At 32.7% G+C, this 13,716-nt stretch carries 12 protein-coding genes; all 12 read right to left on the bottom strand.

What is annotated here, in order from left to right:
- Nucleotides 1–1,153, bottom strand: a 1,153-nt coding sequence (locus ACQKN4_RS24475) for a LamG-like jellyroll fold domain-containing protein (RefSeq protein ID WP_427485120.1), incomplete at its 3' end; no start/stop codon positions are given.
- A gap of 155 nt (nucleotides 1,154–1,308) precedes the next feature.
- Nucleotides 1,309–2,427, bottom strand: a complete 1,119-nt coding sequence (locus ACQKN4_RS24470) for a hypothetical protein (protein ID WP_427485119.1) — start codon at nucleotides 2,425–2,427, stop codon at nucleotides 1,309–1,311.
- Between the two features lie 50 nt (nucleotides 2,428–2,477).
- A complete protein-coding gene (locus ACQKN4_RS24465; RefSeq protein WP_427485118.1) occupies nucleotides 2,478–3,590 on the bottom strand; it encodes a discoidin domain-containing protein in 1,113 nt (370 codons plus the stop codon).
- A gap of 344 nt (nucleotides 3,591–3,934) precedes the next feature.
- On the bottom strand, nucleotides 3,935–5,143 hold the full coding sequence (locus ACQKN4_RS24460; RefSeq protein WP_427485117.1) for a discoidin domain-containing protein: 1,209 nt from the start codon (nucleotides 5,141–5,143) through the stop codon (nucleotides 3,935–3,937).
- Between the two features lie 18 nt (nucleotides 5,144–5,161).
- On the bottom strand, nucleotides 5,162–6,334 hold the full coding sequence (locus ACQKN4_RS24455) for a discoidin domain-containing protein (RefSeq protein WP_427485116.1): 1,173 nt from the start codon (nucleotides 6,332–6,334) through the stop codon (nucleotides 5,162–5,164).
- On the bottom strand, nucleotides 6,335–7,846 hold the full coding sequence (locus ACQKN4_RS24450) for a LamG-like jellyroll fold domain-containing protein (protein ID WP_427485115.1): 1,512 nt from the start codon (nucleotides 7,844–7,846) through the stop codon (nucleotides 6,335–6,337).
- A gap of 3 nt (nucleotides 7,847–7,849) precedes the next feature.
- Nucleotides 7,850–8,923, bottom strand: a complete 1,074-nt coding sequence (locus ACQKN4_RS24445; RefSeq protein WP_427485114.1) for a hypothetical protein — start codon at nucleotides 8,921–8,923, stop codon at nucleotides 7,850–7,852.
- 24 nt (nucleotides 8,924–8,947) lie between these two features.
- Nucleotides 8,948–9,280, bottom strand: coding sequence for a hypothetical protein (locus tag ACQKN4_RS24440; protein ID WP_427485113.1), 333 nt, complete (start codon nucleotides 9,278–9,280; stop codon nucleotides 8,948–8,950).
- 271 nt (nucleotides 9,281–9,551) lie between these two features.
- Nucleotides 9,552–10,244, bottom strand: a complete 693-nt coding sequence (locus ACQKN4_RS24435) for an N-acetylmuramoyl-L-alanine amidase (protein WP_427485112.1) — start codon at nucleotides 10,242–10,244, stop codon at nucleotides 9,552–9,554.
- A gap of 374 nt (nucleotides 10,245–10,618) precedes the next feature.
- Entirely contained in the window at nucleotides 10,619–11,065 is a 447-nt protein-coding gene (locus ACQKN4_RS24430) for a hypothetical protein (protein WP_427485111.1), read from the bottom strand.
- A 136-nt stretch (nucleotides 11,066–11,201) separates the two neighbouring features.
- A complete protein-coding gene (locus ACQKN4_RS24425) occupies nucleotides 11,202–13,385 on the bottom strand; it encodes a DNRLRE domain-containing protein (protein WP_427485110.1) in 2,184 nt (727 codons plus the stop codon).
- A gap of 31 nt (nucleotides 13,386–13,416) precedes the next feature.
- Nucleotides 13,417–13,716, bottom strand: a 300-nt coding sequence (locus ACQKN4_RS24420; RefSeq protein ID WP_427485109.1) for a hypothetical protein, incomplete at its 5' end; no start/stop codon positions are given.

Here is a 13,716-nt window from a genome sequence, read left to right as displayed (position 1 = left end):
TCACAATCTCATATTCAGTTGTAGTTTTAGTAAAATCAATAGGTTGACAATCAACTGCTGAGTCAATCTCTTTTACTATTCCACCTTGAGCTAACATCATATATTCTGCTGTGTTAGGGATTTCTTTTACACGATTTGAAGTAGGGGATAAAACAAGGTTTTTATTATCTGTTGTTTTGACTATTAAACGCTTTTGTGTAAAGTCAGAAGGGGAGAGTGCTTTATTATATATTTGTAAATCATCTATAGATAAATTTTCTTGATTACCTGTAGTACCATAAGGTATATTATAAATTCCAAAGTTTTTAGTAAATAAAACTTCGTTTTGACTTAATTTCCTTTCATCTACAAGTTCACCATCAAGATATGTTCTCCATTTACTTCCTTTAGTACCACCGTCTAACGAAAAAATACTTTCGTGCCACTTTCCATCACAAACATTTTTATTTGATAATGTTGGGTATTCATAAGTTCCGTTACTCCCTTTAAAGCCCATGTGCATAGTTCCATTCCAACCATCACCTCCACTAAATTGGTATGACCATCCATTTGAATTCCAACCATTTGCATTGCTCATGAATATATAATATTGATTATTGATGGTTGTGCATTTGAATTTAAATCTTATAGTTTTTGCTCCATAAGGTAGCAAAACTGAGTTGAAATTAACTGACTTATTAGCTCCAGTACCTAAATTCATTGCAGTGCCTTTGCCATTCCACCCCTCAACTCTTGTTGCACCTGTAACTGTACCAACATTTTTATTACTTAACTTGTCTAAGACATTGCCACTTGCTTCATCAAAACCAAACCATGCTACACCATATTTTCGCATAGGTGTTTCATAGTTGGTTTCAAAATAATCGTGCCTAATTAGTTCTCCATCAGAGTCAACATCAATAGCGTCAATATTCCAAGATTTCGCTGTCATGTTATCAGGGCTGATAATCTCAACTCTATGAATACCATAATCTAATTCTGTTTTTTCATATGATAGAATCATGTGTTGTCCTGTTGTTATAGATGTGTATTCTGAAAAAAATTCTTGAATCCCATCAATGATGATTTTTATGTCTTCCGGGCTTATTGGTGTATTTATTGGCAATAATTCTAATTTTTGTTCCGTAAAAACAAAAATTAGCTCTAGCTCCACTGGTTCCTTGTGTAACATGACTTACAGTGTCGTTGTAGTAACCTATTGTATTTTCAAATACCCAATTCCCTGTGTAGTTAATAGAGCTATGTCTATCATCATATCTTCGCCAACCATTTTCAGGTTGTAGTAGTTGTTGTCCTAATGTTGCCATATTATTCCGCTTCCTTTATATTCAACGTATTAATTTTACCAATGTCATGTGTAAACACTTTGCCACTCACATTAGCAATAGGTGTGTCATTAAAATACCTGTGCTTAGTAAAAGGTATATCTAATTGAATCTCTTGACCTTGCTCAATACCATGTAAAATCATGTTTTCAGTTGAGTGGTCAGGTAAGTGAATAAGAGTTTTATCTGATAGAGAGTAATGTTCACTTGTTGTCGGGGATTTAATCGCTAGTCTATTGAATGAAAAATTAATGTCAGCAGCATATCCTGTAGAATCTATGTCGATTGCATCCCATACAAAATCTGGGTCAGCATAGCCACCATTTGTGATTTTTTCCACCTCAACATAATGTAAACCCAAAGGGAGATCCAATTTTTCATACACAAGAGCCATGTTAGTTGAAGTACCTTGAAGGTTATAGTATTCTATTTTACCATCAATAGAAATCTTTACTTTTGGTGTATATGTTGCAAAAAGTGTTGAAATTATTCTTAGTTTAGTTCCAAAAAATTTGAACTTAACCTTGTTACTAAGAACTGTGTTTATTTGAGTTTTTTGACTGCCACCACTATATGCTACATTTGACCTTGAACCCCATGTACCCTCATAAGTGAAGATTTTATCAGTTTCCTCAATTCTTTTCCAACCACTTTCAGGTGAAGTTAAAATATCACCAATAGGACTAGGAAGAATAGTATTTCCTTCTATTAGGTCTACAGCGTCAAAAATATTTGTTGTAGTAGTGTTAGTAACAATCTCAACAGAGTGGGTTTTGTTTTCTAATCCTGTTTTTTCATAAACACAAACACGCCACAATAATGTAGAATTATACTCAGAAAAAATTTCTTCATTGATACCATCTATAGAAATCCTTATAGAGTTGGATAAATCATTGTTCATTGGAGCAATAATTCTAATTCCTGTTCCTGTGAATTTAAAGTTAATTGTTTGACCTACAGTGTTTGCTCTTTTATCAATGCCTCCACTTGTGAGTTCGCCACTCCAATTGCTCCATCCTGTGGAATATTTGAAATTAGGGTTACTTTCTTCAAATCTAACCCATCCATTTTCTGCTACACTATACTGAGTACCGACTGCCATTTAATCATTCCTTTCTTCTGTATTAAGAAAATCAAAATAAAAACTCAGCATTATTTAAAACTAATGCTGAGTGGTTTCTTGTTTAATTGTTCGGTTATAAAAGTTTCTGAGGTTTGAATATCTTGTAAAACGTAGCTGTTAATAGTTATTGGTTCAATTAAATTTAGCAGTTCTTTCTTACCGTATGTTTCGAAATTGACAAGTGAACACTTAGGTAAGTCAATGATATTGTTGCTTTTATATCCAAATTGTAATTTTCCAATAGCACTATAGCTACTGTATCCATCATTAGAGATTATTGTTAGCCTATATATATGATATTTTTTGTCATTTTTAAATGTAAACATACGTGTTTCATTCAATGCCCATTTTGTTTGTCCGTTAATAGTCACTATCTCGTCAAAATTTACTCCATCATTTGAAGCAGATATTATAAAATCCTTTGGGCAAGCATTTGCTGTACTTCCTGCTCTAGAAGTAAGTTTAATTTGATTACAGTATGTAGGAATTCCAAAATCTATTTGTATCCAACCTATTATAGAGCCACCAACTGTTACCCAACAATCTGAACTATCATTATTTGTTCCATTAAATGCTTTCCAAGCAGGGAAAGTGGTACTCCAAATGCTACTAGCACTAGCGACAATTGGGGCAGGGGAAGTATCAGATGTCATTTTTGGCTCATGCCAATTATCTATTGATTCCAATGAATGTATCTTGTTTTTTGATTGAAGAAGCATTCTATGTTTACCTAAAGAATAGTTTTGTAAAACTGTTTTTCCCTCACCTGTTGCAAAAGCACCATCAAAAACTTGTTCATATTCTATATTATTTTTTGAAATACTTGCTTTAATGTTTCTAATATCATAAGAAGTGTTTCCCCAATTCTTTAAAAACACTTCGGCGAAACCTTCAACGTTATCAGGAAGCTTTATCGTATAGAAAATGCCGCCAGCAACACCATTATATGGAGGTAATGAACCTTTTGTTTGGAGCATTTGAAGGTAGTTGTCATCAGCGTTCCTTGTTGTGGCATTAGTTTCAATAACATCACCTTTTGTTAGTTTTACCAAATTACCTTTTTGGTCATAAACTTCAATATAATTTATTCCACTACCGCTAGTTCCTCCTCCTGTACCTTCTATTTTTAAATACCAATTCATTTTCTTGTACTCCTTTATATTAACTAAATGATATGCTTAAGGGTTTCTTGTCTAATTTTGTTGTCCAAAGACCTTCTTCATTTTTAACCCATTAAAGCCAAACTTAATGCATATTGTTTTGTAATGTATAATTTGAATTTGTTCAGTGAGTAATTTTACTACTAGCTATACTTATTAACCATGCTTATAAGAAAGATATAATTAAACTATCTCTACTTCCCAAAACCACTTTCCACTGGTTACAACTTTAGATGTTATTACACCATTTTCTCTAGCTATAGCTACTGGTAGCCATTAATTGCACAACTACCGAATTTAGAAACAATAGAAATTTGTTCACTCATTTATTTAACCTTAGTTTTAATACCTCTAATATCGAAATACTTTTTTAAATCAATAGTTTTACTAAATATTTTTCCAACCTCACCAACACCTAAAATCTCACTTTTATCTGTCATTGCCATAGGTTCTAAAGTTGTAATTGTGCGGTCAAGCGGGGGAGATATGATATCCATTCCTTCTTCTAAAAATTGAGTTGAATTAGGTAGAGTATGCGATATTGTTGACCAATAAGCAGGAATATCAGGAGAATCTTTTTCATACATCTCAAATGAACTGACTAATGTATAGTAACTATGATGACTTAATCCAAATTGTAGCTTATAGAATAAATACTCATTACTATTATTGAAATCATAGGTTACTTTAGCATTACTATTAGGATGATTGTTAATAGATAGAAGGTTGTCATAGTTTAAACCATCATAACTACCCAAAAAAGAAAATTCTTTTAATCCATATACGCTACCTGAAATGGGTAAGGATGCCAATGTAATTTTATTTACCATTTTTGGAGCTTCAAATTGGTATTGAAGCCATGATGGAGCGCTTGCACTGGAGCCATTATCATACCAATATGTTGAGTCATTTTTATCAAATGCTCTCCATGCAGGGTCATAAGCGCCCCTTGCTGTTGCCTTCCCTAATGGGCTAGTGTCGCTTGTCATATTGGGTACTACATTAATAGTTGGGTCTTTACCTAATAATTTAGGGGTGAATTTCTTATACTCACCATCATGTAGAATAAATGTTTTATTTTGTATAACAGATTCAAAATAAAACTCATTGAACTGAACATACATTGCTTTAAGATGTATCTTATATCGACCTCTTTTTAGAAGGGGAGATACAATATACCAATCTTCTAAATTGTTTGTTTTTGTTTCTTCGTATATTTGGTAAATACCATTTTCATCTAGTTTGTAGATGATTATCTCTTTACCTGTTCCTCCACCACTATCGCTATAAGCTCCACTTGTAGCCCAAAATACACAGTCATTTTTAACTTCAAACTCAATGTATGAAGTAGATTCTCTAAGCAACACGGCTCCATAAGTTCCTTGTTTAGATGTGATGCCATCATGTAGAAGATCTTGTAGTTGAGAAGGTGTTATTTGTACAGCGTTACCAAAAGGGGTAGCTAAGTTATACGAAGATATATATTCAAATTCAACTGAGGGATTTGTTTTTTCAGGTATTGTTGTTTTTGCCATTTTGTTCACCTCTCAATATTATTCAAAATAAATACTCAATGGTTTTCTATCTATTCTAGCTGCCCAAAGTCCTTCTTCGTTTTTTGATATTTCATTTTGTAAAATGTAGTTCTTTGAATGGATTTGGTTAGAAAAACTTCCTAAAGATGATTGACCATATTTAAGAAAGTTATCAGATGAATTAGATGGTATTTCTGTTAACACTCCACCAGTATTGAAAAATTCAATTTTACCTATAGCTACATAAGAAAAACCATTATTATCTATGATATTTAACTTATAATATCTAAATTTTTTTGTGCTTTTAAAAGCATATTCTCTTGTTTCTTTTACAGCCCAGTTTATTTCGTTTTTAGTTTCAAATAATATACTATATGTTACACCATCTTTAGAAGCTAATATTTGAAAGTGTTTTGGTGACGCTGTTATGCTTCCTGAATCATTTCTTGCTGACAACCTCATTCTATTAAATGAATACATTGCTCCAAAATCAATTTGAATCCATCCTGATTTATAATTATTAGCAGAAGCCCAACAATCTCCACTATTATTATTTGTGCCATTAAATACTCTCCAAGCCTCATAAGAAGAACTCCAAACACTACTAGCACTAGCAACTAGTGGAGAAGGGGTGGTATTAGATGCCATTTTAGTCTCATATAATGAGGCATTATTGGATTCTAATGAGTATACTTTATCTGTTGTTTTATCGGGTGATTGAAGAAGACAAAAATCTCTTTTCCTTCCGCTCACAAAGATTTCATTGAATTGAACATATGCTCTATTTGGTGATATTCTATATCTACCTGTATCTAAATTATCATAATATTTATACCAAACAGATGTACTTGTAGTTTGTATATTTGAATTTATATTCTCAAATACACCTAAAATATCATTATATTTTTTTAGTGTTGTAGCATTTCCTGTACCTCCTGCTGAATCACTGTAAGCTCCACTAGAAAACCATATCTCAACATTTATATAATCATCAGGTATGAAGAACTCTAAATAGTCTGTTGTATATCTAAGTAAGACAGCACCATAAGTACCTTCTTTTGTTATAATGTCATTGAATAATGCAGTGGGTGTATATGAAGAAGTTCCATTACTAACAACAGCCTTAGGATTCAAATAATCAAATGAAATTTCTTCTCCTTTGTAATTAGAGGGTACGTTAACTCTAGTCATTTATCTCACCTCAGTTCTAATACTTCTAATGTCAAAATATTTTTTTAAATCAATTGTCTTACTAAAAACCTTACCAATCTCGCTATTTAAAACCTCATTTTTATCTGTCATTGTAATTGGCTCTAATTCTGTTACTTCGCGGTCAAATAGGGGAGATAGATTGTCCATTCCTTGCTCTAAGAATTGATTTGAAGTAGGAAGAATAGAGGAAACTGTTAGTGTTTTTTTGGGGGAATATTCAGTTAAAATGGTAGCTTGTGAATAAGTTCCATCACTAGCATATTTACTTTTATCTATACATACTGTGCCAAAAGTCTCATCTTGTGGATACCATGCTACTAAATTATCCGACATACTATCTTTTTCAGAGAGTTCATACATGTTTGTTGATATTTGCAACTCTGTTCTAGCAACATTCCAAATTCTTGAATCTTTTATTTCTCCTTTAAAATACTCTATATAACCCGAAGTAACAGCAGGGTTAGCTCCTAATGAGAATATAGCAGATGTGCTTCCAACTGCTCCACTATATTTTAACTCACCGACCTTAACACCATTTATATAAAATAAAATGGTGTTGCCATCAAATGTTGTTGCTATATGCGCCCATTGATTTAATGGAAGCTCACTTCCATAACAATATCTATATGCACCATTTAAATAAAATCTTGAATAAGGTTTTCCATTTAGAAGACCTATAGAGTGTCCTCCTGTTTCAACGTTTGACATAATATCTTGATGTGTACTAGTTATTGCATGTGGTCTGACCCAAGTTTCTAATGTTACCAAGTTATATTTGTGTACTTTTGTTGTCCTCATATAAGAACTTGTACCGTTATAAAATACTGAGCTAATCTCTTTTCGCTCAATCTTTTTGTATTTTCCATCATGTAAAATAATTGATTTAGTAATATAAAGTATTGTCTTTTTAGAGTGATAAGTGATATTAGATGATGTTGTGGGTATATTGGATACTTCATTTATAGAGCCTGTGTCTGCAAATAAATCATACATAATTAAACCATCTATATTGGAAATAAGGACTCTTTTTTTCTCATAGCTTTCTAGGATTTCGGCTTTACTAAGTTCCCTTCTCCAAAATTTTGGAAACTCAAGAACAACACCATCTTTTTCAGTAAAAGAAATCATTTTAAAACTTCTACTATATGAGCTGATAGATGTAGTAGATAGACTAAGCTCTCCATTAATATATATTCTGCAACCTGAGTTTCCTATAGTTATCGCTATGTGATTAGATTTATCTTTCTCTAAAAGAATATTTCCATATACAATACTACCTGGATTTCCATAATTATTCACAGCATGTCTCACACCAATTGAACCCCTAGCATCTATCATCATTTCAGAGAGTGTTCCATTATAGAATAATTTCATTGTTTTATTGAAGTTGCTTTTTAGTTTTAACCAAAATTCAATTGTGTTTACGCTAGGTGTGGATACATCATAATTAATAGTTCCACCTGTTATAGCTCTTGTTTCTATTTTTCTCACCCTTTATTTATCAAAAATATAAAGTTTATCAATTTTTATAAAATCACTTCTATTAATCTTCTGTCTGTGTAAACTTCCTGTATCTGTCCAATATGAATCTAATGTCATATCATACTCGTAATCACGTTTAAGACTTAGTGTAGTTGCTCCCTCTTCATAGAAATCCATTTCTCCTATGCCTGAATATGCATGACCATTGTTCTCGGAGAATTTTATTCTATAGGCATAGTATCTGCCTTTGTTTGATATTTCATAGACTTTATCGGTATTCGCTGTAGTCCAAATTTGATTGCTCTGAGTGTCTAAATCATACCAACTGCCATTAATACCATCTGTAGTATCATTGCTTCCTTGAAGAACCCAACTCTTAGGCATTGATTTTAAAACACTACTATTTGTCATACTTCTGATTTTGTACTTTGTGACCCTTTTGTCATTTTTAAAACGAAATCCAAGAATACCTTGTGTAACTCCATTTTTTGAGCAATAACCTTCACTTGAATCTACTTTATCAAAAGCTTTCCAAGGTGAATAAGTGCCATTATACTCAGTTTCAGCAAAAGCAAAACCTTCTGAGGAAGATGTATTTGATGTTAGTTTAGGAACAATATAGCTACCTGCTTTAACTTCTTTTTCTTCAAGAAATTCATTAATATTAAAATCACTTTTAGATATAATAAAAACATCAGATAAAAAGCCTGCAAATAAATCAATTCTCACTTGAATGTACTGTTTAGTATCAGATAGTATGCTTCCATCTTCCGCAGTAGTAACCCAATCAGACCAATCTCTACCATTGTCTGATACTCTTGTTAGCACAGTGAATGTGCTTCCACCATTGATTTCGTTGTCTGTAAATACTTTCTCAAAATCTTGAAAAATATCTCCTAAATCAATTACATCAGAAGTCCAAGAACCTTGGTCTACATAAATAGTTCTTCCATCACCATCAACATCAATATCAACTAACTGTAAAGATCCTGTTGTTTTATCAATCATAGTTTTGTCATGCGTTCCTGAGATACCAATAGACAAGCCTATTTTTTTCTTCTCTGTATTACCGCCTACAATAGCCATATGAGCATTTTCCTTTCTTATTCATTAAATATGAATTATGCTTTCTTCTTGTCTATTTCCTGTATCAATAGACTCTATACCACCAATAAAAGTAATAAAGCTACCATTTACGTTTGTGAATGAATTGTCTAAAAACAAAACTATTAATTTAGTGTTTTTAGGTGATTTTATTTCTCCTATTCTAGCGTCTAAACCTTTGTTAACTAGATTGTCTTTTAGTTTTTCTAGTGAATATTTTCCTACGTCTATTGTATATACTTTCTCATTTGAAGATTCCAATAAAGAAAGCTTGTTGCTAGATGTTGTTATTTCTAAGTGGTCATTTTTATCGGGGAGATTTAACCAAAATCTTTTCATAATGTATTTCCTTTCTTATATTAGATTTTTAATAATTCAATTAGTTTGACCTGATCTATCGGCTCCTAAAGGGGCATAGAAGCGTTAAATTTCAATACCTCTAGACTTTAATACCCAAATGACCATTCAGTGATTTGTTAGATGTTAATTTAACTTCAATAAACCACCATTGAGGTCACTAGTTGTGAATGTTACTTCCAAGTGGTTCTGTTAAATAAGAAAAAAATCCCCTTAACAAAAGTGTTAAGGAGATCTTTAAAATTCAATTAATTTATGCTTTAATTACTGAGCCAACCCAAAGAATTTTCAAGTCTTTCATCTTTTGAAGATATTGTTTAGCGGTAGCTTCGTTTGCATATGTGCCTGTTTGGAAGTAGAACTTACCTTTGTTTTCATTGATTGTGATGTAATCAATGTTAGCAAGTTTGTTTTGCGCAACCTTAGCTTTGGCACTCTCAGCTTCTTTCTTCGTACTATACGTGCCTGACTGTATTCTGTAAGGTTTGTTTTTAGGTGGTGTATTTGTTCCACCTTTGCCTTGAATCTTGTTAAGAGCCTTTTCGACACGATTTAAGAAGTCCTTCCAAGTTCCACTGTCCAAGATTCTGTGTGGGCAATACTTACCTGACCAATCTTGATGTTTCTTCACAGAGTTTATTCCTAAGCCATGTTTATTCAATAGATAAGCTGTAAGCTCAACTGCATTATTCTCAGCTTTATCATATCTATCCCCACCAGTCTTAGAATAGCAGATTTCAACACCGATAGATTTCATGTTGCCATTTCCTCTACCATCACCACAATGCCAAGCTGCGCGATTATCAGGTACTACTTGAATGATTTCCTTATCGTCTACTGCATAGTGGAACGAAACTTGATTATTGTTGCTATTGTGATAACGAGCTTCATTCAGGGCAGGCGCGTCATTAGCTGTATTATGAATTGTGACATATTGAGGTGTCATGCTGTATGGTGCCTTAAGAGAATACTTAGCAGAGCTTACTAACATTTGTTTAATTTCTAACATATAATATCACCTTCGATTATTTAATTTTTTGAATACAAAAAAGCAGTCTATTTAGACTGCTTCTCATTGAGTGCTTCCTTGAATGTTTCTTCCATAGTTGCTAAGGCTTTAGATTTTCGAATATTGTTGTGAAACACAAACATTCCGAGTACTCCGTATTTGTCAACAAACATTTTGTAAACATAAGTAAGCTTTTTAAGCTTCCTGTTTTACTACCAAAACCAAGCTCAACTTGAACTTCATCGATTTTGTCAGGGTAGGCGAGATACTTTAGTAATAATATTTTTCTGCAACTTCAACATATCACTATGTTACTTTTTTGCAGTTTCTTCTAAAGATACTGTTTCTAAAATGTCACAGAAGTGATTGTAGCGCTCTGCTTCAATACCTGAAAACTCTTTATCAACTTCTAGTACAATACGTTGAATAGTTTTAATCATTTCAACTTTCTCATTTTTGACTTCGATAATAAATTCCTCATTCATTAACTTAGATACTTCCATGTTGAAAGAAAGACTATCCTCAAGGATAACGAACTCTTGACCTTTTTCATCTTTGTCACGAACAGGTTCATCATTTTCATCTTTCTTAGCGTAGTCTTGTAAAAGAATATCGCGCTCAGTAGCAATTAATTGCAACTGTTCTTCTAAGATACCAATGAAGCGAGAACGCATACGAGAGTCTTTTCCTTTTAATGCAAGCTCGTATAGGAAATCTCCGAAAGCTTTTAGTTCATAGTTTTTAAATACTAAAATCATATAAATTTATTCCTTTCCATTCAAAAATAGAGGGGAAGTCAACTTTTCCCTCTATTATATATTGTATATAATTATATTACTTTTACAAATGATTTCAAGAAATCTCTAAAAACTATTTTAAGGCAGTTTATAGGCATTAAATGATGAATGCATAAGCGCCACCTTTAGAACCTACTTGAATCACAGTGAAGATGTTATCTACCATTAAGATACGAGGTTCAATAACAGCTACTACATCATGGTCAATCCATGTTGGAATAGTAATTTCAGTTTCGACTTTGCGTCTACTTACAGTAATCTCAGTATCTACCTGAGATACTTTCTTAATATCAATAATAGTCTCAACTTGACTTACAGATTTAGTATCGATCACAGTGAGAACATCACTAGTGTATTTAACGTAAATCTCTGTGTCTGTGCCTGAGTCATTATAGCGCTGTACAGTGACAGATACTTCAATATTAGGTTTTGATACAAAGATTTCTGTTAAAACATCAGACTTAATATTTGGCTCAATTTCAACCCAAATATCATTTCTGTGTTTCACTTCAACCTCTACTTCAATTTTTGGTTTGGAAATATAGATTACAGTTTGAAGATTGTTTTTTCTACCAACTCTAGGTGTAATCTCAATTGGTATTTTATCTTTTGCTACATTGATTTCTGTGTAAACAACAGAAGTCCACATTTCATTAATTTCAATTTCTGTATCTACTTGATTTTTGTCATGAGTGGGGACAGTAATTTCTACATTAATTGAAGGTTTTGTTACTGCAACGATTGTGTCAATAATGCTTGTGTCTCTTAAAGCACTTGAAATCTCAGTTAAAACAGAAGGTCTGTTGACAGCAATTTCAGCTAAATATCTATCATCATCACGAGATTTTCTAGCACTGATTTCAATTGGGATTTTATGTTCATCACGAATTGCTGAGATAATTTGAGTGGGTACATAAGGCTTGCTTGCTGAAATTTCAACTAGTTCTTCAAAGTGTAAAGGAACTTCTTTTCTGTGAACATAGATTTCAGCGTTAATTGGTCTAAAACTAAAAACTGAATCAACAGTAATCTCAGTATTTTTATCAGAATTTTTTCTTCTGTAAGCAAAGATTTCAGTTAAATGCTGGCTTCGACCTTGAGAGAAAATTCTTGAATCAAAGTATTTAACAACTAATTTAGGAGGGAAAATAGTCTCTCTAGTGTAGAACGTTGTTTGACCAAATTCTGTTTCATTAGATAGGCGAACAATAAAACCATTATTAATCTTCTCTAGCGCAACCCAATCTTTAACAATTTCAAGGACATCAAACTCAATATATCCTTCTTCTGTATTTACAGTAAACTTATTAGAAATTAAGTCAATAGGGTTAGGTTTATTAAGGTTTGTGATGTTGTTTTCTTGCCATGCGCTATCTGCATTTAGAATCTCAAGTTTTATATTATTTGGGACTATACCTTTATAATATAATCGTAAGTAGGATTCTTTTAAAACATATGAGTGGTTAATCGAAGATAAATCAAACTGTACGAATGAGCGCCAAATATCTTCTTGACTACGACCAACAACCATAGATGAATTTTTACCATAGTTGATAGATTGGTAAGCTAACTCTTCTCTTGTAAAAGAGTCTTGAGTAGGATTGAATATATCTGTAACAATTGGTGGTTGTTGAACCTCGTAGACTGCCCACATTCTATTGTGAGGTGGTACTTCAATCTCTGCTTCTAAGAAGTTGTAACCAATAGGTTGAATCTCTGTGTAAACATCTGAGTTACCACGATACATGACATTTAGGTAAGTATCTTTAGTGTTAATACCCAAAGCACGAGAGATAAGCTCAGTTTCTTTAAGGCTTTCTCTTAATGGTCTAGCTACAATTTCAACATCTTGCTCAGTTCTCCCTACCGCAATAAGCTTATATTTTGCTTTAAAGCTGTTGTTAGGTGGTACTTCAATCTCTGTTTCTAAGAAGTTGTGACCAACAGGTTGAATTTCTGTATAAACATCTGAGTTACCACGATACATTACGTTTAGATAAGTGTCTTTAGTGTTAATACCCAAGGCACGAGAGACAAGTTCAGTTTCAGTAAGACTTTCTCTTAGTGGTCTAGCTACAATTTCAACATCTTGTTCAATCTTTCCTACAGCAATAATCTTGTATTTTGCTTTAAAGCTGTTGTTAGGTGTTACTTCAATCTCTGTTAGAACTTCATTGTCAATACTAACCTCTATATACATATCAGAAGAGCCATCAATTGATGATTCTCCTGGCTTATTTCTTTGAGAGGAAATTTCTAATTCAAAATTTTTATCCTCCATATAATCACTTCCTTATCACATTGTATTGTGATTAGGCTTTATCTGCTCTCACGATAATATCAAAAGCACCGTTAGCGTCAGGTGTTGCGCCTAATTCAGATTTTAGTCGAATGAAGAATGGCTTTTCTTCGTTGTTTTTTAGCACACCACTTAGTCTTAAATCAGGCTGAGGTGTGAAAGGAGATTGGCTTGTACTAAACTCACAAATCATTCCTGTGGGGAAGTTCGCTGTGTTTGCATACAAATGAATATCTTTAACATCATATCCATATTGGTTTTTCAGTACAATCTCATGTTCAAGTGTAGTTTGACCTGCAATAATGATACCAAA

Source organism: Lysinibacillus sp. NPDC093692, assembly GCF_050280125.1.
In the GTDB taxonomy this organism is placed as follows: Bacteria; Bacillota; Bacilli; order Bacillales_A; family Planococcaceae; genus Lysinibacillus.
This window is presented reverse-complemented; position numbering and strand designations above follow the sequence as displayed.

Excerpts from the sequence above, each read along its gene's own strand:
- ACQKN4_RS24470 (WP_427485119.1), bottom strand. The coding sequence starts at position 2,427 with ATGGCAGTCGGTACTCAGTATAGTGTAGCAGAAAATGGATGGGTTAGA.
- ACQKN4_RS24465 (WP_427485118.1), bottom strand. The coding sequence starts at position 3,590 with ATGAATTGGTATTTAAAAATAGAAGGTACAGGAGGAGGAACTAGCGGT.
- ACQKN4_RS24460 (WP_427485117.1), bottom strand. The coding sequence starts at position 5,143 with ATGGCAAAAACAACAATACCTGAAAAAACAAATCCCTCAGTTGAATTT.
- ACQKN4_RS24455 (WP_427485116.1), bottom strand. The coding sequence starts at position 6,334 with ATGACTAGAGTTAACGTACCCTCTAATTACAAAGGAGAAGAAATTTCA.
- ACQKN4_RS24445 (WP_427485114.1), bottom strand. The coding sequence starts at position 8,923 with ATGGCTATTGTAGGCGGTAATACAGAGAAGAAAAAAATAGGCTTGTCT.
- ACQKN4_RS24440 (WP_427485113.1), bottom strand. The coding sequence starts at position 9,280 with ATGAAAAGATTTTGGTTAAATCTCCCCGATAAAAATGACCACTTAGAA.
- ACQKN4_RS24435 (WP_427485112.1), bottom strand. The coding sequence starts at position 10,244 with ATGACACCTCAATATGTCACAATTCATAATACAGCTAATGACGCGCCT.
- ACQKN4_RS24430 (WP_427485111.1), bottom strand. The coding sequence starts at position 11,065 with ATGATTTTAGTATTTAAAAACTATGAACTAAAAGCTTTCGGAGATTTC.
- ACQKN4_RS24425 (WP_427485110.1), bottom strand. The coding sequence starts at position 13,385 with ATGGAGGATAAAAATTTTGAATTAGAAATTTCCTCTCAAAGAAATAAG.